Raw genomic sequence first — 25,400 nt, 5'->3', positions numbered from 1 at the left:
TGTCATTGCAAATCCATATGCGGGTGCTATCGCGCAGGGATGATCATCACCCGCATCTTTGCCCTGGGCTTGGCCCTGTTGCTCGCCGCCTGTGCCGGCAAGACCCCGGTCGCAGCGCCGGCAGCGGTCGCGATGGCGGCACCGGCGCATCCGGTGATCCTGATTTCCGTCGATGGCCTGCGCGCCGATTATCTGGGACGCGGGCTGACCCCCAACATCAGCGCGCTGGCGGCGCGCGGCGTCACCACGCCGGCGATGCGGCCGAGCTTTCCGTCGCTCACCTTCCCCAACCATTATACTTTGGTCACCGGGCTGCGGCCTGATCGCCACGGCATCGTCAACAACAATATGGATGATCCGCTGCTCGGCCGCTTCGCGCTGTCGATCAAGGAGGCCGTAGCCGACGCGCGCTGGTGGAATGAAGCCGAACCGATCTGGGTGACCGCCGAGCGCGCCGGCATCGCCACCGCCACCATGTTCTGGCCCGGCAGCGATGCCGCGATCAGGGGCGTGCGCCCGCGCAATTGGCTGCCCTTCGATGGCGCCAAGCCGGAAGGCGCGCGGGTCGATCAGGTGCTGGCCTGGCTGGACATCAAGCCGCAGGCCGGCTTTGCCACGCTGTATTTCGACACGGTCGATCATGAAGGCCATAGTTATGGCCCGGATTCGCGCGAGGTGAACACGGCGCTGGCCGAAGTCGACCGCCAGATCGGCCGGTTGCTGGCCGGGCTGCAGGCGCGCGGGATCGACGCCAATATCGTGCTGGTCGCCGATCATGGCATGGCGCAGGTGTCGGATGATCGCCGGGTGTTTCTGAATGCCCTGATCGATCCCGCCAAGCTGAAGCTGGTCGCCAATGGCGCCGTCGCCGCGATCAACCCGGTGGCGGGGCAAGAGGCCGAAGTGCGCGCTGCGCTGGTGAAGTCGCATCCGCACATGACCTGCTGGGACAAGGCGGCCATCCCCGCCGCGCTGCACTATGGCCATAATCCGCGCGTGCCGGCGATCATCTGCGCCGCTGAACCAGGCTGGATGATCTATGCCATCCCGCTGCGACCCGATCCCTCGCGCGGGCCGCTTGGCGGCATGCATGGCTATGATCCGGCAGATGCCAGCATGGCGGCGGCGTTCGTCGCGGCCGGGCCGGCCTTCCGCAGCGGCGTGGTGCTGCCGCCGTTCGACAATGTCGATGTGCACCCGCTGCTGCTGCGCCTGATGGGCCTGCCGCCGATGGCCACGGATGGCGATTCCCGCACCCTGGCCAAGGCCCTGCGCTGAAACGACCGTTGCGTTCGCGCCGCCAACGGCTTAGGCGGCGCGCGAAGATGAGTGCTCAACCGACCCAAACGGCAATCGTCACCGGCGGCGCCAGGCGTATCGGCGGCGCCATTACCCGCGCGCTGGCGGCCGATGGCTGGCATGTGCTGATCCATTGTCACAGCAGCCGCACCGACGCCGATGAAGTGGCGGCGGAGCTTGCCGCCTTGGGGCAGAGCGCCAGCGTCGTGGCCGCCGATCTGGCCGATCCGGCTGCGGCTGAGATCATCATGGCGGCGACCGTGGGCCTGCCGCCACCGCGCCTGCTGGTCAACAGCGCCAGCCGCTTCGTTTATGATCGCATCGAGGATTTCGCCGCGGATGATTTCGATCAGCACATGGCGGTCAATCTGCGCGCCCCGGCGCTGCTGACGCGGGCCTTTGCCGCGGCGTTGCCGGATGGCGGGGAACCCGCACTGGTGGTCAATCTGCTCGATGCGAAGCTGGCCAGCCTGAATCCGGATTATTTCACTTACACGCTGTCCAAGATCGGGTTCGAGGGCCTGACCGAGTTGACCGCGCGCAGCTATGCGCCGCGGTTGCGCTGTGTCGGCATCGCGCCGGCGGTGACCCTGGTCTCCGGGCCGCAGACGCGCGAGAATTTCGAAGCCGTGCATGGCATGAACCCCTTGCACCGCGGCGTGACGGTGGACGATATCGTTACCGCGCTGCGCTTTGTGATTGCCACCCCGGTCTTCAACGCGCAGACCATCGTTCTCGATGGCGGCCAGCGCCTGCTTGGCCTGCCCCGCGACGTTGCCCATATGCTGGAAATCTGATGCCCGAATTTGTGCCGCCCGCGACCTTCATCGAGCCATCGGCGCACGGCCTGGTGCCCAATCGCCTGGGCGCCCGCACGCGCAAGCTGTTCCTCGAAGGCTTCGATCTGCACGTCGATATCGGCTTCCACGATTTCGAAGTCGGTTCGCCGCAGATCCTGCGCGTCAGCATCGAAGTGTGGGTGGACGCTGATCATTTCCCGCGTTGTGACACGGTGGCCAAGGCCTGGGATTATGATTTCCTGCGTCAGGCGGTGCTGCGGCTGGTGGAAGGCCGTCGCTTCAACCTGCAGGAGACTGTAGCGCACGCGATCTACGACATGATCGCGGCGCGCGCCGGTGTGGTCGGTTTGAAGGTGAGCACCCGCAAGCCGGACGTGTACCCGGATTGCCAGGCGGTGGGCGTGGAATTGTCGAGTTTCTGAACGCCAAAGACCCTCTCCCGCTTGCGGGAGAGGCGAGACGCGCGCCAGCGCGCCGGGTGAGGGTGTACGCGCATCCGGTCGCAGAGGAGACACAATCACCCGCTCGCCCAAGTGCGCGGGTCGCCCTCCCCGCAAGCGGGAGAGGGGTTCTACTTCCTGAACTTGTTGTACCAGTTGATCACCGCCAGATTGGATTGCAGCCATTGCGATGGCCGGCCCATGCCGTGGTTGGCTTCGGGCAGGCGCACCATCATCGCGGGCACGCCGCGCACTTGCAGCGCCTGATAATAGGCTTCGGTCTGCGCGATGGGCGTGCGGAAATCGGCTTCACCGGTGATCAGCAGGGTTGGGGTCTTCACCTTGTCGATCAGGCTGAAGGTTGATCGCCGCCAATATAGATCGCGATTGTCCCACGGGTTGCCCACCACCCAGTTGCCCAGCGTCAATGCGCTGAGATCGCTGGTCAGCGCCTGGATCGACCAGTCCGTCACCGGGCGCAGTGCGGCGGCGGCGTTGAAGCGGTCGGTCTTGCCGATGGCGAAGGTGGTGAGCACGCCGCCGCCGCTGCCGCCGCCGATGAACTGGTTGCCGGCATCGGCCCAGGGGCGTTTCAGCACTTCGTCCATGCCGGCCATCAGATCATCATGATCGGGGCCGGGATATTCGCCGCCATATTCCGGCGTGATGCCATTGGCGAAGCGTTCGCCATAACCCGTTGAACCGCGTGGGTTGGACCACAGCACAACATAGCCGGCGGCGGCATAAAGCTGGTGGGTGATGGAGAAATAGGGGCCATAATCGCCGTTTGGCCCGCCGTGGATTTCCAGCGCGACGGGATATTTCTTCGTGGGATCGAAATTCGGCGGATATTGCAGCCAGCCTTCGATGGTCAGGCCATCCGGCGCCTTCCAGGTCAGCCGCTCCAGGGCGCCGATCTGCTTGTCGGCGCGCCAGCCGACGTTGAAATCGATCTTGCCGATCAACTTGCCGGCGCGCATCACGCCCAGCGCCGCCGGCCGGTCCGCCTCCACGGTGGTGAAGGCGTGGGTGTCGCCAGCCATATCCCAGTCGCCGCCGGAGGAGGGCAGGTACAGGCGGGTGCCGCCGATCTGCGGCACGATCAGCTTGGCCGCGCCGCCGGTGGCCGGGATGCTGGCCACGCGGTACAGCCCGACATCGCCATAGGAGACATGCAGGGCCTTGCCATCGCGCGACCATCTGAAATCATTCACCGGCCGGTCGAGCGCCGCAGTCAGATGCACCGGATCGCCGCCCGCCACGCGGCGCACATACAGGCCGGGCTGGGCATAGAATTTGGTGGTTTTCGGCTGCCCGATCCACGCCAGCCACTGGCCATCGGGGGACAGGCTGGGCTTGCCCTCGCCGCCGTCGATGCTGGTCAGCTGCTGGGGCGCGCCGCCGGCCGCCGCGATGCGATAGAGATCGGTTTCGCCGGCAATGCGATCATTGCCGGGGCGCACGGCGGCGGCATAGACCAAGGATTGGCCATCCGGTGCCCACTCGGCGCTGCCCTCGATCTGGTCGCTGTCGCCCTTGGTCAGCTGCGTCGGCGCACTGCCTGCTGCGCTGACCACGAACAGTTGGTCGGCGCCGGCCCGGATATAGCCGCCGTCGTTGGTGCGATACCGGAAATCGCTGATCACGCGCGGATCGGGTGCCCAGGTCGCGCCGGCCGGCTTGTCGGGCATGCCGGCGATCTTCGGCATCGGCGCTTCGACGCGCGCGGTGAAGGCGATGCGTGTGCCGTCCGGGCTCCATTGGGGCGCGCGCGGGGCGATGCTGCCGCTGGTGATCGGCTTGCCGACGCCTTCGGCCAGATCCATCACCCACAGTTGCGGCTTGCCCAGCCAGGCCGCGACATAGGCGATGTGCTTGCCATCCGGCGCCCAACTGACGCCGGAGGCGCTGGCCTGCGCCGGGATCAGCAATTGCCTTGTCAGGCCTGTCTTGCCAACGGTCGCCAGCCACCATTCGGCCGTGCGTCGGTCCGTCTGGATATCGAACTGCTGCCGCGTGAACAGCACATGGCTGCCATCGGGCGAGACGGCGACCGCGTCGGTCATGCTGATGCGGTAGAGATCGGCCGGTTCGACCGGGCTGGCCGCAAAGCTTGCGGTGCTGCCCAGCAAGGCGAGGGCGAAAATCGCGGTTTTCATGGCCGGTCCTGTTCTTTTCAAAAGGCTGTGTCGCAACGCTAGCAAGCGCACCATGGCCTGACCAGAGACGGGATCATTACAGTATGACCATCAGTTTTGACGCGTGGCGCAGCCGATCGCCCTATTACAACGAAACCCACGAAGCCGTGGCGATGAGCGTGCGGGGGTTCATGGCCGCCGAAGTGCTGCCCAATATCGACCAATGGGAGGCCGATGGCGAACTGCCGCGCGCATTGCACAAGAAGGCGGCGGCGGCGGGCATATTGGGCCTGAACTATCCGGAGGAATATGGCGGGCACAGCGAAGGCTTCGATGTGTTCCACGGCCTGGCGCAATCGGAGGAACTGGCCGCGGCCGGCGCTGGCGGGCTGGGCGCCAGCCTGATGACCCACGGCATCGGCCTGCCGCCGATATTGGCGCTGGGCAGCGAGGAGATGAAGAAGCGCATCGCGCCCGAAGTGCTGTCGGGCGACAAGATCATTTCGCTGGCCATCACCGAACCATCGGGCGGATCGGATGTGGCGCAGTTGAAAACCCGCGCCGAAAAAGTCGGCAACAAATATGTGGTGAACGGCCAGAAGATGTTCATCACCAGCGGCATGCGCGCCGATTACATGACCGTGGCGGTGCGCACCGGCGGGGCCGGGATGGGTGGCATTTCGCTGATGCTGATCGACACGGCAAGCCCCGGCGTGTCGCGCACCCGGCTCGACAAGATGGGCTGGCGCTGTTCCGATACGGCAGCGGTCTATTTCGACAATGTCGAGGTGCCGCCCGAAAACATGATCGGGCCGGAAAATGCCGGCTTTCCCGGCATCATGCGTAATTTCAACAGCGAGCGGCTGGGCATGGCGCATGGCTGCTGCGCAATGGCGCGGGTGGCGTTGAAAGAGGCAATGGACTGGTCGATGCAGCGCGAGACGTTCGGCAAGCGGCTGGCGGCGCACCAGTCGATCCGCATCAAGCTGGCCGATTGCGCTCGCCAGATCGCCACCACCCAGGCCTGGGTCGATCTGTGCGCCTATCAGCATATGCGCGGGATCGGTGTGCCGGCGGATTATGCCATGCTGAAGGTGCAGGCGACGCGCATGCTGGAACAGGTGGTGCGCGAAGCCGCGCAGGTGCTGGGCGGCGCCAGCTACATCACCGGCAGCAAGATCGAGCGCATCTACCGCGAGGTGCGGGTCAACGCGATCGGCGGCGGATCGGAGGAGATCATGCTCGATCTGGCCGGGCGGCAAATGGGGTTGGGGTGATCGATTGCTGAGTTGGGTGGTGTGACACGACCCAGCCCCAGCCCCTCCCCCTGGATCAAGTCCGGGGCAGGCATGAGCGGAAGGGGAGCAGAAGGGGCAGGCACGAGCGGCGCCCCTCCCGCTTGCGGGAGGGGCTGGGGGTGTGAATATCAGGGATTGCACCAGTCGCAATTGGCCGGCTCGGCCGCTGTCACGCCATCCGGGCGCGGGCGGCTTTGCTGGTGACGGCAGGCACTGCAACCGTCGATGATCGCCTGAACCCCCTGCGTGGCGGAACCGCATGATGAACAGGGCAAGCCGCGTTCGACATCGGTCTGGCCCCAGCCGGGGCAGGTGCAGGCCGGGCACAGGCAGGCCAGTTGCGTGGCCAGCCGGGCGGCGAGCGCGCGGATCGCGGCCATGCGGGTGGGGTTCAGGTGGGCGCGCATGTCGGTTTCGAGCCTGGTGCCGGGCTCGGCGAACCGCGACAGGGTCGCCCTGTCCGCCACGCCAGTGGTCATTGCGTTGCCATCCGTGCCTTTCACCACCAGCGCATGGGCGGGGAAACCGGCCCGGGCCAGAAACGGCTCGAGGTCTTCGCCATGCTGCACGTCGTGGTGCGCGAAATTGGTGCGGCGCGAGACCGCGGAAAGCGTGAGTTCGAGGCCACGTCCCGCATCGACAAAGCCAAGCGTTTCCACGCCGGCCGCCCCGAATGGCAGCCACGGGTGCGGGCCGAAACTGCCTTCACTGGCGATGCCGAGCGGCAGCCCGGATGCGGCCATGCCGGCGCGCGCCTTGGCCAGCGCCGTTGCGGCCGCGGTGCCGGTACGCGGGGTGCTGCCGGTGAAGGTGCCGAAGCTGTCGGTGTCGATGGCGACGGGTTCGACGATCAACCCCAGCCGGCGTTGCAGTGGCGGAGCCAGGGCGCGCGCCTTGCCGTGCAGTGTGGCCAGCGCCGCGCGCTGCCCGCGATAGGGATGATCAGCCAACAAACCGCCACGCCAGCGTTTCGCCGGCATGGAACGGCACGATCTCGCTGCCGGCGGCGGGCAGGCGGGCCGGCACCGGGGTCGGCGCGCGTTCCAGCGTGATGAAATCGTCGTTCAGTGGCAGGCGATAGAAGGCCGGGCCAAATTCACTGGCAAAGCCTTCCAGCCGCTCCAATGCGCCGTCTTCTTCAAAGATCTTTGCATAGGCTTCGATGGCGAAGGGCGCGTTGTAGATACCGGCGCAGCCGCAATCGCTTTCCTTGGTCTCGATCGCATGCGGGGCGCTGTCGGTGCCGAGGAAAAACTTCGGATTGCCGCTGGTCGCCGCGCTGCGCAGCGCCAGCCGGTGCACTTCGCGCTTGGCGACCGGCAGGCAATAGAAGTGCGGGCGCATGCCGCCTTCGAACATGGCGTTGCGGCTGAAGGCCAGGTGATGCGGTGTGATGGTGGCGGCGATGTTGGGGCCGGCATCGCGCACGAAATCCACCGCATTTTTCGTGGTGATATGTTCGAACACGATCCGCAGCGCCGGGAAATCGCGCACCACGCCAGACAATATGCGATCGATGAACACCGCCTCGCGGTCGAAGATGTCCACCGTGTGATCGGTGACTTCGCCGTGGATCAGCAAGGGCATGCCGATGCGTTGCATGGCGTCCAGCGCGGCATGGATATGGCGCACATCGGTCACGCCGTGCGCGCTGTTGGTGGTGGCATGCGCCGGATATAATTTCGCAGCGGTGAACACGCCGCTTTCGTGGCCGCGCACCAGCTCGTCCGGATCGATGCCATCGACCAGATAGCAGGTCATCAGCGGTTCGAAGTTCAACCCCGGCGACACGGCGGCGCGAATGCGATCGCGATAGGCCGCCGCCGCGGCCACCGTGGTCACCGGCGGCTTCAGATTGGGCATGACGATGGCGCGGGCAAATTGCCGGGCCGTGGCGTCGGCCACTGCCGCCAGCATGGCGCCGTCGCGCAAATGGACATGCCAATCATCGGGGCGGCGCAGGCGCAGAGTCGTGTTCATGACGGGTTGGATACAGGGCTGACGCGCTGCCGCAAAGCCCGACCGCAATTTCCTTTGATGTTACCCTTGTTATGGCCATATGAATCGGCCTCGTTTTGCGTCACTATCCGCGCAATGTGTCCGTATCTTCACGATCTGTCGGCACCGCCGCGACCTTTGCCCGGTGCCAGCGACGCGATGCAGCGCACCATCCTGGCGACGGTTCCGGATGCCATGATCGTCATCGACGAAGCCGGCACCATCCTGTTGTTCAGCGATGCGGCCTGCCGGATGTTCGGTTATGGAACGGGCGAGGCCATCGGCCAGAATGTGCGCGGCCTGATGCCCAATCCCGATCGGGATCGCCACGACGATTATATGCGCCATTACATGGCAACCGGCGAAGCCCATGTGATCGGCATCGGCCGGGTGACCAACGCGCGGCGCCGCGATGGCAGCATCTTCCCGATCGAACTGGCCGTCGGCGAAGTGTTGGGCGATTCGGGCCGGCTGTTCACCGGTTTCATCCGCGATCTCACCGAAATGCGGCGTGCCGAACGGCGGCTGGCCGATCTGCAGGCCGAACTGTCGCAAATCAGCCGGGTGTCGGCGATGGACAGCCTGGCCAATGCGCTCGCCCATGAACTCAACCAGCCGCTCACCGCCATTGCCAGCTACGCCGAAGGCGCGCGCACCCTGCTTGGCGAACATGGCATCCCATCGGAAGCCAATATCGCCATGGTGCGCGAGGCCTTGTCCGATGCCAGCGATCAGGCGCTGCGCGCCGGGCAGATCGTGCGCCGGCTGCGCGAATTCATCAGCCGCGGCGAAAACGAACGCCAGGTGGAGCGCCTGCGCAGCCTGGTGACCGAGGCGGCCGCGCTGGCGCTGACCGGCACCGGCCCCAATGGCATCGAATTGGAAATCCACCTCGATCCGGCTGTGGAAAACGTGTTGGTCGATCGCATCCAGATCCAGCAGGTGCTGCTCAACCTGATCCGCAATGCCGTCGAAGCCATGCAGGATCGCCCGCGTCAGCAACTGGAAATCTGCAGCCGTCCCGACGGGCGCGGCCTGGTGGTGGTGACGGTCTCTGACAGCGGGCCTGGCCTGGCTGCCGATGTGGCGGCCGTGCTGTTCCAGCCGTTCAACAGCTCGAAGGAGAAGGGCATGGGGCTGGGCCTGTCGATCTGCCGAACCATCGTGGAGGCGCATGGCGGGCGGATTTGGGCTGAATCGTCGGCGTTTGGCGGCACCGCCTTCCATTTCAGCCTCGAAATCGGCGAGGACGCGCTGGATGACTGAAATCGAGGCCGTGCAGCGCGTCTATCTGGTCGACGATGAAGCCGTGGTGCGGCGCTCGGTCGGCTTCATGCTGAAAACCGCCGGTCACGAGGTGGAGGCGTTTGAATCGGGCGAAGCCTTCCTCCGGCAGGCGGCGGGGCTGGCGCCCGGCTGTGTCCTGCTCGATGTGCGGTTGGCCAGCATGGATGGTCTGGCGGTGCAGCAAGCGATGCAGGCGCGCGGCATCATGCTGCCGGTGATCATCATCACCGGGCACGGCGATGTCGGCCTGGCGGTGCGCGCCATGAAGGCCGGCGCCGTGGATTTTCTGGAAAAGCCGTTTGAAAAGGCGGCATTGCTGGCCGCAATCGAACAGGCAAAGCTGCGCAGCCAGGGCCGCGCGGCACTTGACCAGATGGCCGAACAGGCCCGCGCGCGGTTGAACCGGTTGACCGCGCGGGAACGCGAGGTGCTTGGCGGGCTGGTGGAGGGCCATGCCAACAAGGTGATCGCCCAGGGTCTGGGCATCAGCCCACGCACCGTGGAAATCCACCGCGCGCATCTGATGTCGAAACTGGCGGTGAATTCGCTGTCGGATGCGTTGAAGATCGCCTTTACCGCCCGCATGGCGGATCTGGGCGCCGACGGGGGCGGGACGGCACGATCAAAGCCCGCGTGACGCGCCGGGGCGTTTCTGGCGGATGCAGCCGGCGTGGCAGGCACTGTCGCCGTCGGATCGCTGGCCAGGGATTGGGGCCAGGGGGACGTTGCTGCCACTGCACAAGGTGATCATCCGGGCGTTGGCGCGCGCCGGCAGGCTGAAGCTGGCCAGCGCCAGGGCGATCAGGGCCGGCAGATGGGCCAGCGGTTCGCCGCGCAGCCGATCAATCGACATCGGGGGCCTCCGGCGTGCGGCTGTCGCCAGCATCATCGATGAAGATGCGCAGCGCGGCCCCATCCAGATCATCGAACTGACCGCGCCCCACCGCCCAGAAAAACGCGAACAGGCCGAGCAACCCCAACCCAAGCGCCACCGGGATCAGCACCAATATGCCGTTCATCGGGCTGCTCCCTTCAGCCGCAGGGCATTGGCCACCACGATGATCGACGATCCCGACATGGCGAGCGCCGCGATCAACGGGGTGACCAGTCCGGCCATGGCCAGTGGCACGGCGATGATGTTGTAACCGATGGCCAGCGCGAAATTCTGCCGCACCACGGCTTGCGTGGCGCGCGCGGCGCGAATGGCGATGGCGACCGGCGCAAGGCTGCTGCCCAGAAACACGGCGTCGGCCGCCATCTGGCTGGCATCGGCGGCCGACGCCGGCGCCATCGAGACATGCCCGGCGGCCAGCGCCGGGCCATCGTTGAGACCATCGCCCACCATCAGCACGCGGGCACCGGCGCCTGTCAGGGCGTTGATGCGCGCCAGCTTTGTTGCAGGATCGAGGCCAGCTTCGCCGGGGATGCCGAGTTCGGCCGCCACCATGGCCACCGTCGCGGCGGCATCGCCCGACAGGATCCGCGATCCGAGGCCCAGGTGCTGAAGTTCCCTTATGGTCTGCGCCGCCTGTGGCCGCAGCGGATCGATGAAGCGGATGATCTGTTCCGGCGCGTTGCCGATCAGCAGCGCGGTCGCCATCATGCCGCCGGTTTCGATCGTCGGCCGGCCAAGCCGCACCACCTGGCCGCGCCACTGCCCGCGCAGGCCTTCACCGGGGGTTTCGCTGATCAACGTCACTTGACGGGGCCGGGTGCCGGCGGCTGCAAGCGCCGTGCGCAGGGCTTCGGACAGCGGGTGGCGGCTGCACCGGGCCAGTGCCAGCGCGACCCCGGCGGCGTCGGGATCGAGGCGCGGCAGGTCGATCGGTTCGGGATGGCCCAGCGTCAGCGTGCCGGTCTTGTCGAACACGCACGCGTTGGCTTCGGCCAGGCGTTCGAGCGCGCTGCCATCCTTCACCAGCACGCCGGCGCGCATCAGGGCGCCGCTGGCGACGATCTGTGCCGCGGGCACGGCCAGGCCCAGCGCACACGGGCAGGTGATGATCAGCACGGCCACCGCGATCAGCAGGCTTTGGTGCCAGCCAGCGCCGGCCAGCATCCAGCCGATGAACGACAGCAGCGCCAGCGCGTGGACGGCCGGCGCATAGAAGCGGGCGGCGCGATCGGCGATGCGCACATAGCGCGATCGCCCTTGCGCAGCATCGCGCATCAGCCGGGCAATGTCGGCTATGCTGGTATCGGCGCCGGCGGCGGTCACGGTCACCTGCACGGCGTCGCCGCAGTTCAGCGTGCCGGCCAGCACGCGGCCGCCGGGGCCGATGGCGACCGGCATGGCTTCACCGGTGATCAGCGACTGGTCGAAATGGCTGCGGCCATCAAGGATGAGGCCGTCCGCCGCCAGCCGCTCGCCGCTGGCCACCAGCAGCGTCATGCCGGGCTGCAACGCATCCGCCCTGTGCCAGTGGCTGCCGCCATCGTCGGCCAGCACCAGCGCGCCCGGTGCCATATGCTTCAACAGCGCCGACACGCCGTCGCGCGCCCGATCGCGCATCACCGCATCCAGCCAGCGGCCGGCCAGCAGGAAGAACAACAACATCACGGCACTGTCGAAATAGGCGTGCGCGCCGTGGGTGGCGCTTTCATACAATGACAGCGCGGTGGCCAGGCTGACTCCGATGGAGATCGGCACATCCATGTTGCTGTGGCCGGCCTGCAGTGCGCGCCACGCCGATCGGTAGAAGGGCTGGCCGGCATAGGCAATGGTGGGCAGGGCAATCAGCGCCGACAGCAAATGGAACAGGTCGCGCGTCACGCCGCCGGCGCCGGACCACACCGATACCGACAGCAGCATGATGTTCATCGCGGCAAAGCCCGCCACCGCCAGCGCCTTGACCAGGCCGCGCGCTTCGCTGTCGGGGGCGCCCAGCGCATCCTGGATCGGGTTGGCCTCAAAGCCCAGCCCGGCAAAGGCCTGCACCAGATCGGGCATGGCCAGCGCCGGATCATGGCTGACCAGCACCTGCCTGGCGGTGAAGTTGACCCGCGCGGCGGCGACCCCGGCCATGGCGGGCAGGCCGGTTTCCAGCTTGGCGATGCAGCCGGCACAGCGCATGCCGGGCACGGCAAAACGGCTGGTGACCAGCGCGGTTTCAGCGCAGAGCAAGCCGGTCGGGCGGTTCATGCCAGCCTCTCCATCAGCCGCTTGGTGTCGCGGCCCCGGCTTATGTCCAGCCGCACCTGCCAGCGCCCGGCGGGCAGGGCTGTGGTGGCGCGCAGGCCGCCGCGGCCATCGCTGCGGAAGCGGAGCGGCACGTCGGCGGCGCGGCCCAGTGGATGCAGGGCAGTGCCGGCGGCGGTGAAGCCGGCACCGGGGACGCCGATCCGCACATGGCGCTGCGCATCAAGGCGGATCGGCGTCGCCCAGCCCAGCCGATCCTGCCCGCGCGCCTGCGCCAGCCAGCCATTGAAGTTCTGGCTGGCGACATAGCTGTTGTCCACGACGGTGCCGCCAAACGTGCCGCTGGCCAGCCGCGCCATGGTGAGGTTCACCGCCACCACCACGCCGAAGAAGCCGACGATGATGACGGCGAAGCTGCGTCCGGTAAGCGCCTTGCGGGTGGCCATGATCGCGCGTCCTTATTGACGGATGAATTTCACATCGCGGGCTGCAGCGCGGGCGTCACGGCTGCCGGCCACCGCATCCAGCGGCGTGGCGGTCAGCGTGAACGGCGTTTCGCCGGCCGGGCCGCCGGGCGCGATCACATAGAGATGCAGCACGTTGGTGGCATCGGGCGCCAGTTGCAGGGTGATGCTGCGGGCGGCATCGCGGCGGTCCATGGCATCGCTCCACAGCCGGCCGCCGGGCAGGCCGGCCATGGCAAGCGTCACCCGGCGCGGACGATGTTCCATGTTGCGCAGCTTCAGCGTCCAGCCGTTGCGCACTTCGCCGTCCGACATGGTCACCACCATGGGATTGCGATCCTGCGCACTGTCGATTGCCAAGCGGGCACGTTCGCCCAGCGTGAACAGCATGAACAGGCCGATGCTGCTCCAGATCGCGAAATAGATCAGGGTGCGCGGGCGCAGCAGGGTTTTCAACACCGGCACCGGTCTGGCACCGGCGCGTTCATTGGCCTGATCATCGAGGTTCAGGAAATCGATGAGGCCACGCGGGCGGTTGAGCCTGCCCATCACCTCGTCGCAGGCATCGACACACAGGCCGCAGTTGATGCAGCCCAATTGTGGCCCCTTGCGGATATCGACGCCCGTGGGGCAGACGGCGACGCAGGCATTGCAATCGATGCAATCACCTTGCCTGCCGCCGGCGCTTGCCGCCTTTTTCACGCCCTGCGTGCGCGGTTCGCCGCGCCAGTCGCGGTAGGTGACGATCAGCGATTTTTCATCGAGCATGGCCGTCTGGATGCGCGGCCATGGGCACATGTAGATGCACACTTGTTCGCGCATGAAGCCGCCGAGCGTGAAGGTGGTGAGGGTGAGCACACCCACGGTGGCATAGGCGACGAACGGCGCATCGCCCGCGGCGAACTGGCTGGCCAGCGTGGGCGCATCGGCGAAATAGAAGATCCACGCCCCGCCGGTGGCCACGGCGATGAGCAACCAGATGCTCCATTTGCCGAGGCGGCGGCCGAGCTTTGCCGCGCTCCACGGCGCATTGTTCAGCCGGAGCTGCGCGTTGCGGTCGCCATCGATCCAGCGTTCGACATGTTGATAAAGATCGGTCCACACCGTCTGCGGGCAGGCAAAACCGCACCAGGCGCGGCCCACCGCAGAGGTGACCAGGAACAGCCCGATGCCCGCCATGATCAGCAGGCCGGCGACGTAATGGAATTCCTGTGGCCAGATTTCGATATCGAACATGTAGAAGCGGCGGTTGGCCAGATCGACCAGCACCGCCTGATCCGGCGCATATTGGCCGCGATCCCACCTGATCCATGGCGTGATGTAATAGACCGCCAGGCAGACCAGCATCACCAGCCATTTCAGCCGGCGAAAGCGGCCGTCCACCACGCGCGGGAACACCGGTTCGCGTTTGGCGTACAGGCCACTGCCCGGGTTGATGAAATCAAGTGCCGACATCAGGCTCGCTTGCAGGCGCTGCTGCCGGGCTGGCTTCGCCGCCACCCAGCGAATGGACATAGGCCGCCAGCATCTTGATGGTCACCGCATCCAGCCGCGTTTCCCAATGGGGCATCACGCCATAACGGGCCTTGGCGATGGTGGTGGTGAGCGTGGCGCGTGTCCCGCCATAGAGCCAGATCGAATCGGTGAGATTGGGCGCGCCCAGCGCGCGGTTGCCCTTGCCGGCATCGCCATGGCAACTGGCGCAATTCTCGGCGAACAACGCGGCACCGGCCTTGGCCGCGCGGCTGGGGTGATCCTGCCCGGATATCACCCGAACATGGCTGACAAGCTGGCGGATCTGACCCTTGCCCAGGATTTCGGCAAAGGCCGGCATCTGGCTGAAGCGGGTTTCATCTTCGCCGGGGCTGCGGATGCCGTGGATCAGCGTGGTCCGGATCGCCGCGATGTCGCCGCCCCACAACCAGTCATCGTCATTCAGATTGGGGTAGCCCCTTGATCCGGCGGCACCGGCGCCATGGCACTGCACGCAATTGACCTTGAACGCCGCGCGCCCGCCTTCGATGGCGATGCGCATCAATTGCGGATTGTCGGCCAGCGCTTCGATCGGGGTGGCGGCAATGGCCTTGAGTTTGGGCGCGCGCGCGGCGGTTTCGGCCGTCAGCATCGCCGCCAGATCGCCGCGGCTGGTCCAGCCCGCCGTGCCCGCCATGTCGGGGATCGCCGGATAGACCACGACATAGCCGGCGGCAAACACCACGCAGGCGGCAAAGATATACACCCACCAGCGCGGCAGCGGTGTATCCAGTTCCTCGATGCCATCCCATTCATGGCCAACCAGGCTGGTGCCGGTGGCATCATCGACGCGTTTGGGTCCTGCAGGGTGATCAGTCATCGCTGTCGCTCCGGAAGATGCTGGCTGCGGCGTCATCGAGGTGGCGGCGCGCGCCGGGGCGGAAGGTCCAGCCGACAAGGCAAAGGAACAGCGCGGTCATGGCCAGCAGGCCCCAACTGTCGGCGAAATGGCGCATAGTGTCATAGGCGCTCATTTCGGCTGCTCCTGCGCCTCCGCCGCCTTGAAATCGACCAGCGTGCCCAGCATCTGCAGATAGGCGATCAGCGCATCCATTTCGGTCACCACCGCCGGATTGCCATCATAATCGCGCGCCTGGGATTTCGGGAACCGCTGCTGCAGATCGCTGGCATCGGCATCGGCGGTGGCTTGCAGCACCAGATCATCATTGGCCTTGGCAATGTCGGCATCGGTATAGGGCACGCCCACCCTGCGCAGCGTCGCCAGATGCTTGCGCATGTCGCCGGCCTTCAGCGGCTTTTCCGCCAGAAAGGCATAGGGTGGCATGATCGATTCCGGCACGACGCTGCGTGGGTTGTTCAAATGATCGCGGTGCCATTCATCGGAGTAACGGCCGCCAACGCGGGCCAGATCCGGCCCGGTGCGTTTCGATCCCCACAGGAACGGGTGATCATACATGCTTTCGGCGGCCAGGCTGTAATGGCCATAGCGTTCCACCTCGTCCTTGAACGGGCGCACCATCTGGCTGTGGCAGAGATAACAGCCTTCGCGCATGTAGATGTTGCGCCCGGCCAGTTCGAGCGGGGTGTAGGGGCGCATGCCGTCCACCTTCTCCACGGTGGAATCCACCCAGAACAGCGGCGCGATCTCCACGATGCCGCCGATGGCGACGGCGACCAGCGCCAGCACGCCGAGCAGCGTGACGTTGCGTTCGATGGTGCGATGCGAAAATCCCGCGCGGGGGGCCTGGTCAGCCATTGGTCTTGCTCCGGTTGGGCGGGATCATTCGGCGGGTTGCAGGGCAGGGCGACGAACCGGCAGCGGCCGATCGGCGGCGGCGTTGCAGGGCGTTTCCGTCATCGGCTTTTCCACCCGCAGCCGCCCGGCGATGGTCATCGCGATGTTGAAGGCGAAGATCAGCGCGCCGGTGAGGTAGAGGCCGCCGCCAAAGGCCCGCAGGATATACATGGGGTGGATGGCCGCGATGGTTTCGGCAAAGCTGTTCACCAGATAACCATCGGCGCCATATTCGCGCCACATCAGCCCCTGGGTGATGCCGGCCACCCACATCGATGCGGTGTAGAAAACGATGCCGCTGGTCGCGAGCCAGAAATGCCAGTTGATCAGGCGCAGGCTGTACAGGCGCTGACGTTTCCACAGGCGCGGCGCCATGTAATACAGGCAGGCAAAGGTAATCATGCCGTTCCAGCCGAGCGCGCCCGAATGCACATGGCCGATTGTCCAGTCCGTATAGTGTGACAGGCTGTTCACCGACTTGATCGACATCATCGGGCCTTCGAAGGTGCTCATCCCGTAGAAGGCCAGCGCCAGCACCATCATGCGGATGATCGGATCGGTGCGGATCTTGTCCCACGCACCGTTCAGCGTCATCAGGCCGTTGATCATGCCGCCCCACGACGGCATCCACAGCATGATCGAAAACACCATGCCCAGGGTCTGCGCCCAATCCGGCAGCGCCGTGTAGTGCAGATGGTGCGGGCCCGCCCAGATGTAGAGGAAGATCAACGACCAGAAGTGGATGATCGACAGGCGATAGCTGTACACCGGCCGCTCGGCCTGTTTCGGCACGAAATAATACATCATGGCCAGGAAGCCGGCGGTGAGGAAGAAGCCCACGGCGTTGTGGCCGTACCACCACTGCGTCAGCGCATCCTGCACCCCGGCGAAGGCGGAATAGCTTTTCGAGCCTGTCAGGCTGACCGGAACCGACAGGTTGTTGACCAGGTGCAGCATCGCAACGGTGATGATGAACGCCAGATAGAACCAGTTGGCGACATAGATGTGCGGTTCATTGCGGCGCAGGATGGTGCCGCCGAACACCAGCAGATACGACACCCAGACGATGGTCAGCCAGAGATCGACATACCATTCCGGTTCGGCATACTCCTTTGATTCGGTGACGCCCATCACATAGCCGGTGGCGGCCAGCACGATGAACAATTGATACCCCCAGAATACGAAGCGGGCGAGGCTGGGGAAGGCCAGGCGCGCCCGACAGGTGCGCTGCACCACATAAAAGCTGGTCGCGATCAACGCGTTGCCGCCAAAGGCAAAGATCACCGCCGAGGTGTGCAGAGGTCGCAGCCGGCCGAAGGTCGTGTATTCCGTGCCCAGGTTGAACAGCGGCCAGGCCAGTTCCAACGCGATATACAGCCCGGCAAGCAGGCCAACGACGCCCCAGAAGGTGGTGGCAATGACGCCCCAGCGGATCGGTGCATCATCATAAACGCTGTCATCGGTGCGCAGACGTTCGGTGACATCGGCGCTGGCCAGCACGGCAATCGCCGCGATCAACGCCGCCAGTGCCACGATCCCCATATGGACCGCGAAGGCGCTATCGTCCGCTGCGGCCAGCCCGATCAGCGCGATCACCATTGCAGCGAAGAGGCTGCCTGTCTTCACCAGCGTTGCCGGCATCCGGACGTTCCCTCCAAGCCTTGGGCGAGCGGCCAGTGTGGGGCCGGGGCCGGCATCACGGGAATACGGGGTTGCCCTGGTACGTAATGATCCTGATGTCGGCGTGCAGCGCCGATCCAAGGTTGCGCCACAACAATCTGGCGGTTAGGGCAGCGGTCGCACAAGGAAAGACGCATGAACCGCCTGTCAGCCGCCATCAACCGCATCCAGCCATCGCCCACCATCGCGGTGACCAACAAGGCCGCCGATCTGAAGCGGCAGGGGCGCGACATCATCGGCCTGGGCGCCGGTGAGCCGGATTTCGACACGCCGGATTTCGTGAAGGAAGCCGCGATTGCCGCCATCCGCGCCGGGCAGACCAAATATACCGGGGTGGACGGCACGCCCGAATGCAAGGCCGCAGTGCAGGCCAAGTTCAAGCGCGACAATGGTCTGGATTACGGTCTGGATCAGATCAGCATCAATTCGGGCGGCAAGCACAGCATCTTCAATGCGCTGCTGGCGACACTTGATCCCGGCGATGAAGTGATCATTCCGGCGCCCTATTGGGTGAGCTACCCGGATATCGTGCTGCTCGCCGGTGCGACCCCGGTGGTGATCAATTGCGGAGTCGATCAGGGCTTCAAGCTGACCCCGGCGCAACTTGCAGCCGCGATCACGCCGCGCACGCGCTGGTTCATCTTCAATTCGCCGAGCAATCCCACCGGCGCCGCCTATACCCGCGCCGAAATCAAGGCGCTGGCCGCTGTGCTGATGCAGCATCCCCAGGTGCTGGTGCTGGCCGACGACATGTACGAGCATATCGTTTACGACGATTTCGATTTCGGCAGCATCGCCGAGGTCGAGCCGGGCCTGTATGACCGCACGCTGACGGTGAACGGCGCCTCCAAGGCCTATGCGATGACCGGCTGGCGCATCGGCTTTGCTGGCGGCCCGGCGTGGATCATCAAGGCGATGGCCAAGCTGCAATCACAGAGCACATCCAATCCCTGCTCGATCTCCATGGCGGCCACCGTTGCCGCGCTGAACGGCGATCAGAGCTTCCTGGTCGAGCGCAACGCCGCTTTCCAGCGCCGCCGCGATCTGGTGGTGAGCATGCTGAACCAGACGCCCGGCCTGATCTGCCCGCGCCCGGAAGGCGCGTTCTATGTCTATCCCGATTGCAGCGGCCTCATCGGCAAGACGACGCCGGCCGGCGCTGTGCTGACCAATGACGAGGCCGTGGCGGCCTATCTGCTGGAAACCGAAGGCGTCGCGGTGGTGCACGGCGCGGCGTTCGGCGGCTCACCCGCGTTCCGCATCAGCTATGCAACGTCGGATGCGATGCTGGAAGACGCCTGCAACCGCATCCAGCGGGCGGTGAACAACCTCAGCTGAGGCGCTGCGCCCACAGCGGCGCCAACGGGCCGCCGGCAAAGCCGGCGCGGTCGATGGTGTAGATGACGTGGGTGACCGGCCCGGTGGACAAATTGGCCACCAGGGTGCGCGCCGTGAGGGCAGCGCCGATGCGCTCGATGGCGGTGCGCGACCTTATATTGGTCTCGCCGATCATGAACATCACCCGGTCCATCGCGGCCAGCGCGTGGCCGACCATCAGGGCCTTCATGGCGTGATTGGTGCGGCCGCCCCACTGGCTGCGCGCCAGAAACGTCCAGCCGATCTCGATCTCGCCGGGTTCGCCGCGGCCGAAATCAAAGCGGGAGGAACCGATCACCACGCCCGTGGCCGGGCTCTCGGCCACCAGCATGCCGCCGCTGGCCAGGCCGTCGTCGAAAAATGCGCGGAACACCGGTAACTGCCAGCGGTCGCTGGCCGGATGGCCGGCCCAGATGGCGGGATCGCGCGCGGCGGCGTGCAGCGCCGGCCAATCATCCGGCGTGGCGGGGCGCAACTGCACCAGCGGGTGGGCCAGAACAGGCTGACGATCGAGCATCATGGCGCAATTGTCCCGATGGCGTGGATGGCCAGGCCGATGATTCCGCCGATCAGCGTGCCGTTGATGCGGATGAACTGCAGGTCACGGCCCACCGCCTGTTCCACCTTGTCGGTGATGGTGGCGGCATCCCAGCCGCGCACCGTTTCGGATACCAGGGTCACGATATTGTCCCCATGGGTTTTGGCCAGGCCCGCCACTGCGCGGCGCAGGGCGCTGTTCAGCCCGGCCTTCAGCACCGGATCGGCTTCGATGCGGTTGCCAACCGCCGCCAGCGCGCCGCCCAATTTGTTGCCGCCGGGATGATTCAGGCTGGCCGACAGCGCCGCGCGCGCCGTGCCCCACAGGCCCTTGACCCAGCCGGCCATCGTCGGATTGGCGAGCAGGTCGGCCTTGAAGCCTTCGACGCGGGCCTGGGATTCCGGAAAATGCCGCAGATCGAACGCCCAGGTTTTCAGCGATTCGGCGAGGCGCAGTCGCACCGGATGATGTTGATCCTGGCGCATTTCCACCAGCAGGCGCTGCACGGCGCCGATCATGCTGTTCGACATGCTTTCGTCGGCACCGGCCAGCCGCAGCAGCCAATTGGTGCGCTCGGTCACCATCGAACGGATCACCGGCTCTTCATCGCTCAGCGTGGCGAGGCCCCAATCGATGGCGGCATCGATCAACGGTTCATGGCGGCCACGGCTGACCATAATGTCCACCGCATCGGCGACCATCGGCGACAATTGCATGCTGCCCAGCCGATCGCGCACGACATCTTCCACCAGCCGGCCGATGGCGGGATCATCCAGCCCATCGAGCAGTTGCGCCACCAATGGTCCGATGCCGCGCCGGCGATGTGAGGACGCGGCTGGCGGCGCGGCCAGCCAGCGCGCCAGCACGCCGGCCAGATCGGCATCGTCCAGACGGCGGGCAATCACCTGCGTCTTGAGGAAATTGTCTTTCAGGAACAGCGCCAGCGTGTCGCCTAGCCGATCCTTCTGCTGCGGAATGATGGCGGTGTGCGGGATCGGCAAGCCCAGCGGATGGCGGAACAGCGCGGTGACCGCAAACCAGTCCGCCAGCCCGCCGACCATCGCCGCCTCGGCAAACGCGCGCAGCCAGGGCAGGGCCGGGTGTGTGCCAGTCCAGGCCAGCGTGGCAGCAAACAGAGCAGCCATCACCCCAAGCAGCAGCGTGGCGAGCAGCCGCATGCGGTGGAACGGCGTTTCCGGCAACAGATGTTTCAGAGCAGATTCACTCCGCAGGGGTTGGCCGCGGCAGCTTAGCAGCCCCTTCGTTGTTGGTGAACCAGCGCTTCATGCGCGGTGCCAGCCAGTTTTCCACCGAGACCGCGATGGAGAAGCCGGCGGGCACGATCACCAGCGTGAGTGCCGTCGACAGGATCAGGCCGCCGATCACCACAATGCCCATCGGCGCCCGGAACGAGCCATCGCCGCCCAGCGAGAGGGCCACCGGCAACATGCCCATCACCATGGCGATCGTGGTCATCACGATCGGCTGCACGCGCTTGTGACCGGCTTCCAATATGGCTTCGCGCTTGGGCACGCCCTTTTCCATTTCCTCGATCGCCATGTCGACCAGCAGGATCGAGTTCTTGGCGACGATGCCGAGCAGCATCAGCATGCCGATCAGCACCGGCATGGAGATGACATTGCCGGTTGCAACAATGGCAATCAGCCCGCCCAGCGGCGCCAGCAACAGCGACAGCATGTTGACGAACGGCGGCAGCACCCGCTTGTAGAGCAGCACCAGCACGGCGAACACCATGACGACGCCGGCGATCACCGCCAGGATGAAGTTGGCGACCAGTTCGCCCATCCATTTCTGCATGCCCAACTGCACCTTCTCGACGCCGGGCGGCAGATTCTTCAGGCTGGGCAGTTCATCGACCTTGGCCTGCGCCTGGCCAGACACCAGGCCGGGGGCGAGATCGGCGCCGATGGCCACGCGGCGCTGCTGGTTGTAGCGGCGCAGTTCGGTGGGCCCGGCGCCAAAGCTGATTGCGGCGACCACGCTCAACGGCACGGTGCCGCCGCGGGTGGTTGGCACCGGCAGATTTTCGATGGTCGACAGGCTGCGCCGTGCATTTTCATTCAGCGCCACGCGGATCGGGATCTGCCGATCGGCCAGGCTGAACTTGGCGACATTCTGATCGATATCCCCCAGCGTCGCGATGCGGATGGTTTCCGACAGCGCAGCGGTGGTCACGCCCAGTTCGGCGGCCAGATCAAGCCGCGGCTTGATGGTGATTTCCGGCCGGGTCAGATCGCCTTCGACGCGCGACTGGCGGATTTCCTTGAGCCCACGCATTTCGTTCACCACCTTGCGGGCCGTGGTTTCCAGCAGGATCGGATCGGTGCCGGTCAGCGTGATCGAAATGTCGCGGCCCTGTTGCGGCCCGCCATTCTGCGAAGAAAAACCGACACGCGCATCGGGGATGGCCGAAAGTTTCGGCGCGATGGCGCGTTCCCATTCGGTGCGGTGCATGCTGCGATCCTTGCGCAGCGTCAGATAGATGTTGGCGCTGCCCACATCGACATCGGCAAAGGCCAAGGCCATTTCGGGCGAGGCATTCAGGATTGCAACCGCCTTGTCCACGACCGCCTCGGTCTGTGCCAGCGTCACGCCGGGCGGCAGGCTGATCGTCACCTGGCTGCTGTCGGTATCGACATCAGGCTGGAAGGTCTTGGGGATGACGGCGAACAGGTAGATGGTGGCGATCAGCGCCACACCGCCCATGCCGAACACCGTCTTGAAGCGGTTGGCGAGAGCCCAGTTCAGCATCTTCATGTAGCTATCGACCCACTTGCCCGTGCCATGTTCGGCCGTGCCGTGGCTCTTCAGGAAATAGGCAGCGAGCATCGGCGTGATCAACCGCGCCACGGCCAGGCTGATCAGCACGGACACCGCGACGGTTGCGCCGAAATTCTTGAAGAACTGGCCGGAAATGCCGGGCATCAGCGCGACCGGCAGGAACACCGCCACGATCGAGAAGGTGGTGGCAACCACGGCCAGGCCGATCTCGTCGGCCGCATCCATCGATGCCTGATAGGCGGATTTGCCCATCCGCATGTGGCGCACGATATTTTCGATTTCGACGATGGCATCATCGACCAGCACCCCGGCCACCAGGCTGAGCGCCAGCAATGACAGGGAATTCAACGAGAAGCCGAGCCAGGCATCGAGGAACCAGAAGGTCGGGATGGCCGACAGGGGAATGGCCAGCGCCGAAATCATGGTGGCGCGCCAATCGCGCAGGAACAGGAAGACGACCAGAACGGCGAGCACGGCGCCTTCCACTACGGCATCGATGGCGCCCTTGTATTGCGCCTTGGTGTAATCGACCGAGGTGTAGATCAGTTTGAACGACACCTTGGGATATTGCTTTTTCAGGACTTCAATGTCCTTTATCGCCGTGTCATAAACGGAAACATCGGAACTGCCCTTGGCCTTCGACAAGGAGAAGCTAAGCACCTGGCGGCCGCCCATCTTGGCGATGCCGCGCTGCTCCGCATAGGAATCCCGCACATCGGCAATGTCGCCGAGCCGCACGCCGCGGCCGAGGCCCAGGCTGATCTGCGTGTCGGCCAGGCTGTTGGCGTTGCGGGCATTGCCCATCACCCGCAGCGACTGTTCGCCGCCTGCAATTTCGGTGCGGCCACCGGCCGCGTTGAGATTGACCTGACGCAGCTGCGAATTGACCTGGCTCGCGGTGACGCCATAGGCCTGCATGCGATCGGGATCGAGGACGATGCGGATCTCGCGGCTCACCCCGCCAGACCGGCGCACCTGCGCCATGCCGGGCACGCCCAGCAGGCGCTTGGCCACCGTGTTGTCGACGAACCAGCTCAATTCTTCCAGCGTCATCGCGGTCGATTCCACCGCGAAATAGGCAATCGGCCCGCCGGCAACATCAATGCGATTGACCTGCGGTTGCAGGATGCCCTGCGGCAGATCGGACCGGATATTGGCCACGGCATCGCGCACGTCGTTGACCGCGCGATCGATCGGCGTGCCGATGGCGAACTGCACCGAGGTGCGGCTGGTGCCTTCCGACACGAAGCTGTTGACCTCATCCACGCCGCTGATGTTGCGGATCGCGGCTTCAACCCGTTGGGTGACCTGGCTTTCAAGCTCTTCGGGGGCGGCGCCGGGCTGCACGACAACCACCTGCGCCACCGGGAATTCCACGTCGGGCTGATCGTTGATGTCCATGGCGCGGAACGACAGCACGCCGGCCAGCAACAGCAGGGTGAAGCCCACCAGCGGCGGCACCGGATTCTTGATCGACCAGGCGGAAATATTGCGCATGTGCAGGGGCTCCGGTCGTCAGATCAGCGGGTGCTGGCAGCCGGAGCCGTCCGCACCGGCCTGACCTTGTCGCCCGGCTTCAGGAAGGCGCCAGCGCTGGCCACGACCTGCTCGGTTCCGTTCAGGCCGGACGCGATGCCGACACCCGCATCGCTGACCGTGCCGACGGTGATGTTGCGGCGCTCGACCTGATTGTCCTTGCCCAGCACATAGACATAATTGCCGTCCACATCGGCGAGCACCGCCGATTGCGGCAGTTGCGGCCGGCTGGTCTGGCCGGCGTTGATGCGCGCGCGGGCAAAGGCACCGACGCGCAGGCCGGGGGCATAATCCATTTCGATGCGGGCAATGCCCAGGCGGGTCGCGGTATCGATCACCGGATCGATCAACCACACCCGGCCCTGAAAGCTGGTGGTGGCACCGACCGGCGTGACATCGGCAAGCATGCCGGGCTTCAGCCGGGAGATATCCTGCTCGGCCATCTGCGCGCGCATTTCCAGCCTGCCGCCTTCGGCGAGCCGGAACAAGGCACCCGAACCGGGGCCGACCACCTGGCCGGTTTCGACCGAGCGTGACAGGATCAGGCCGGCAGCCGGCGCCCGCACATCAAGCCGTTCATTGCGCTCCCGCGCCGCGCCCAACTGGGCACGCGCCACGCCAACCCGCGCCAGCGCGCCGTCCCGCGTCGCGATGCGCTGATCAATGTCGGCGCGGCTGATGAATCCCTTGGCAACCAGGCTTTCGGCACGGGCAAGATTGGCTTCGGCCAGCCGGGCGTCGGCTTCGGCCTGGCGCACGCTGGCCTGCAACTGCGCGACTTCCTGCACCTGCACCTGACGATCGATCTGGGCCAGCACCTGGCCGGCGGATACACGCTGGCCGGGTTCCACCAGCACGCGTACCACGCGGCCGCCTTCGCCCTGGACGCCCACGGCGGCATCGCGCTTGGCGGCGATGCTGCCCGGCGCGGTCACGGTGTCGGCCACCATCGTCGATCCGGGCACCAGCACGGTCACTTCCGGCAGGTTGCTGGCCGTCGACGCGGGCGGCGCGGCAGCGGGCTTGAAGGCCTGCCAGGCCGCGACACCCGCCAGCGCCACGGCGAGCGCGATCAGCGCCGGCTTCAGCCAGCGGTTGCCGCGGCGCACCGGCACTGCCGTTTCGCCGCCCGGCGAAAACGGAAACACCTCCGCATCGGCGGTTGGCGGGATATTGTTGTGGGCGTTCATGGCCATCATCTTCCTTTGCGGAAGGTGTATTATCGAAATACATCACCGCATGCAAGGCCTTCCTTTATCCTAAGTCTGTGTTTGCAGAAAGCCGGAATCTGGCAGAATTTGAGCGTCACTCGACG

Annotated in this window: 23 protein-coding genes; 7 read left to right on the top strand and 16 right to left on the bottom strand. The window is 65.8% G+C overall.

Annotated features, from left to right (window positions below):
• Positions 1-39: 39 nt before the first annotated feature.
• From ABWP22_RS10660 to ABWP22_RS10650, 3 genes are read left to right on the top strand one after another with little or no spacing between them, the layout of a single operon-like run.
• Positions 40-1,278, top strand: a complete 1,239-nt coding sequence (locus ABWP22_RS10660) for an alkaline phosphatase family protein (protein WP_353199951.1) — start codon at positions 40-42, stop codon at positions 1,276-1,278.
• 47 nt (positions 1,279-1,325) lie between these two features.
• Positions 1,326-2,096 (top strand): SDR family NAD(P)-dependent oxidoreductase, encoded by a 771-nt coding sequence (locus tag ABWP22_RS10655; RefSeq protein WP_353199950.1) that lies wholly within the window; start codon positions 1,326-1,328, stop codon positions 2,094-2,096.
• Positions 2,096-2,521 carry a dihydroneopterin aldolase gene (locus tag ABWP22_RS10650; protein WP_353199949.1) on the top strand — a complete coding sequence of 142 codons (426 nt, stop codon included), beginning with the start codon at positions 2,096-2,098 and terminating at the stop codon, positions 2,519-2,521. Before ABWP22_RS10655 ends, ABWP22_RS10650 begins: the two co-directional genes overlap by 1 nt.
• 149 nt (positions 2,522-2,670) lie before the next feature.
• Here the strand turns inward: ABWP22_RS10650 and ABWP22_RS10645 are convergent, their stop codons facing one another.
• Positions 2,671-4,698, bottom strand: coding sequence for a S9 family peptidase (locus ABWP22_RS10645; RefSeq protein WP_353199948.1), 2,028 nt, complete (start codon positions 4,696-4,698; stop codon positions 2,671-2,673).
• Positions 4,699-4,781: 83 nt separating this feature from the next.
• On the opposite strand from ABWP22_RS10645, the gene ABWP22_RS10640 reads away from it, so the two are divergent.
• Positions 4,782-5,954, top strand: coding sequence for an acyl-CoA dehydrogenase family protein (locus ABWP22_RS10640; protein WP_353199947.1), 1,173 nt, complete (start codon positions 4,782-4,784; stop codon positions 5,952-5,954).
• A 149-nt stretch (positions 5,955-6,103) separates the two neighbouring features.
• Here ABWP22_RS10640 and ABWP22_RS10635 read toward each other — a convergent pair whose 3' ends face one another.
• Positions 6,104-6,925: a DUF6671 family protein gene (locus ABWP22_RS10635; protein WP_353199946.1), complete on the bottom strand. Its 822-nt coding sequence runs from the start codon at positions 6,923-6,925 to the stop codon at positions 6,104-6,106.
• On the bottom strand, positions 6,918-7,955 hold the full coding sequence (gene pyrC / locus ABWP22_RS10630) for a dihydroorotase (RefSeq protein WP_353199945.1): 1,038 nt from the start codon (positions 7,953-7,955) through the stop codon (positions 6,918-6,920). Before pyrC ends, ABWP22_RS10635 begins: the two co-directional genes overlap by 8 nt.
• A gap of 114 nt (positions 7,956-8,069) precedes the next feature.
• Here pyrC and ABWP22_RS10625 point away from each other — a divergent pair, with 114 nt between their 5' ends.
• Positions 8,070-9,239, top strand: a complete 1,170-nt coding sequence (locus tag ABWP22_RS10625) for a sensor histidine kinase (RefSeq protein WP_353199944.1) — start codon at positions 8,070-8,072, stop codon at positions 9,237-9,239.
• On the top strand, positions 9,232-9,897 hold the full coding sequence (locus ABWP22_RS10620; RefSeq protein ID WP_353199943.1) for a response regulator transcription factor: 666 nt from the start codon (positions 9,232-9,234) through the stop codon (positions 9,895-9,897). The genes ABWP22_RS10625 and ABWP22_RS10620 overlap by 8 nt, the downstream gene beginning before the upstream one ends.
• Here ABWP22_RS10620 and ABWP22_RS10615 read toward each other — a convergent pair.
• Genes ABWP22_RS10615 through ccoN form a run of 9 tightly spaced genes read right to left on the bottom strand, consistent with a single transcriptional unit; the run spans position 9,883 to position 17,751 of the window.
• Positions 9,883-10,113 (bottom strand): hypothetical protein, encoded by a 231-nt coding sequence (locus tag ABWP22_RS10615; protein ID WP_353199942.1) that lies wholly within the window; start codon positions 10,111-10,113, stop codon positions 9,883-9,885. The genes ABWP22_RS10620 and ABWP22_RS10615 overlap by 15 nt on opposite strands.
• Positions 10,103-10,279 carry a cbb3-type cytochrome oxidase assembly protein CcoS gene (ccoS, locus tag ABWP22_RS10610; protein ID WP_353199941.1) on the bottom strand — a complete coding sequence of 59 codons (177 nt, stop codon included), beginning with the start codon at positions 10,277-10,279 and terminating at the stop codon, positions 10,103-10,105. Before ccoS ends, ABWP22_RS10615 begins: the two co-directional genes overlap by 11 nt.
• A complete protein-coding gene (locus ABWP22_RS10605) occupies positions 10,276-12,402 on the bottom strand; it encodes a heavy metal translocating P-type ATPase (protein ID WP_353199940.1) in 2,127 nt (708 codons plus the stop codon). Before ABWP22_RS10605 ends, ccoS begins: the two co-directional genes overlap by 4 nt.
• A complete protein-coding gene (locus ABWP22_RS10600) occupies positions 12,399-12,845 on the bottom strand; it encodes a FixH family protein (RefSeq protein WP_353199939.1) in 447 nt (148 codons plus the stop codon). Before ABWP22_RS10600 ends, ABWP22_RS10605 begins: the two co-directional genes overlap by 4 nt.
• A gap of 12 nt (positions 12,846-12,857) precedes the next feature.
• The gene (gene ccoG / locus ABWP22_RS10595; RefSeq protein WP_353199938.1) at positions 12,858-14,318 is read right to left on the bottom strand and encodes a cytochrome c oxidase accessory protein CcoG; all 1,461 of its coding nucleotides are present in this window, start codon (positions 14,316-14,318) and stop codon (positions 12,858-12,860) included.
• Positions 14,305-15,216 (bottom strand): cytochrome-c oxidase, cbb3-type subunit III, encoded by a 912-nt coding sequence (gene ccoP / locus ABWP22_RS10590; protein WP_353199937.1) that lies wholly within the window; start codon positions 15,214-15,216, stop codon positions 14,305-14,307. Before ccoP ends, ccoG begins: the two co-directional genes overlap by 14 nt.
• Complete coding sequence (locus ABWP22_RS10585; RefSeq protein ID WP_353199936.1) at positions 15,209-15,370, bottom strand: cbb3-type cytochrome c oxidase subunit 3; 162 nt, start codon at positions 15,368-15,370, stop codon at positions 15,209-15,211. The genes ccoP and ABWP22_RS10585 overlap by 8 nt, the downstream gene beginning before the upstream one ends.
• Positions 15,367-16,113, bottom strand: coding sequence for a cytochrome-c oxidase, cbb3-type subunit II (gene ccoO, locus ABWP22_RS10580; RefSeq protein ID WP_353199935.1), 747 nt, complete (start codon positions 16,111-16,113; stop codon positions 15,367-15,369). The genes ABWP22_RS10585 and ccoO overlap by 4 nt, the downstream gene beginning before the upstream one ends.
• A gap of 24 nt (positions 16,114-16,137) precedes the next feature.
• The gene (ccoN, locus tag ABWP22_RS10575; RefSeq protein ID WP_502951114.1) at positions 16,138-17,751 is read right to left on the bottom strand and encodes a cytochrome-c oxidase, cbb3-type subunit I; all 1,614 of its coding nucleotides are present in this window, start codon (positions 17,749-17,751) and stop codon (positions 16,138-16,140) included.
• 216 nt (positions 17,752-17,967) lie between these two features.
• Between ccoN and ABWP22_RS10570 the strand changes: the two genes are divergently transcribed.
• Complete coding sequence (locus ABWP22_RS10570; protein ID WP_353199933.1) at positions 17,968-19,170, top strand: pyridoxal phosphate-dependent aminotransferase; 1,203 nt, start codon at positions 17,968-17,970, stop codon at positions 19,168-19,170.
• Here ABWP22_RS10570 and ABWP22_RS10565 read toward each other — a convergent pair.
• From ABWP22_RS10565 to ABWP22_RS10550, 4 genes are read right to left on the bottom strand one after another with little or no spacing between them, the layout of a single operon-like run.
• Positions 19,163-19,729, bottom strand: coding sequence for a GNAT family N-acetyltransferase (locus ABWP22_RS10565; RefSeq protein WP_353199932.1), 567 nt, complete (start codon positions 19,727-19,729; stop codon positions 19,163-19,165). The genes ABWP22_RS10570 and ABWP22_RS10565 overlap by 8 nt on opposite strands.
• Complete coding sequence (locus ABWP22_RS10560; RefSeq protein WP_353199931.1) at positions 19,726-20,925, bottom strand: DUF445 domain-containing protein; 1,200 nt, start codon at positions 20,923-20,925, stop codon at positions 19,726-19,728. The genes ABWP22_RS10565 and ABWP22_RS10560 overlap by 4 nt, the downstream gene beginning before the upstream one ends.
• Positions 20,926-20,968: 43 nt before the next feature.
• On the bottom strand, positions 20,969-24,052 hold the full coding sequence (locus tag ABWP22_RS10555; RefSeq protein ID WP_353200005.1) for an efflux RND transporter permease subunit: 3,084 nt from the start codon (positions 24,050-24,052) through the stop codon (positions 20,969-20,971).
• Between the two features lie 17 nt (positions 24,053-24,069).
• Positions 24,070-25,275 carry an efflux RND transporter periplasmic adaptor subunit gene (locus ABWP22_RS10550; RefSeq protein ID WP_353199930.1) on the bottom strand — a complete coding sequence of 402 codons (1,206 nt, stop codon included), beginning with the start codon at positions 25,273-25,275 and terminating at the stop codon, positions 24,070-24,072.
• Positions 25,276-25,400: the final 125 nt, after the last annotated feature.

The sequence above is a fragment of the Sandarakinorhabdus sp. genome (genome assembly GCF_040398665.1).
Classification (GTDB): Bacteria; Pseudomonadota; Alphaproteobacteria; order Sphingomonadales; family Sphingomonadaceae; genus Sandarakinorhabdus.
The sequence above is the reverse complement of the archived record's forward strand: the minus strand, read 5'-3'. Positions and strand labels throughout refer to the sequence as shown.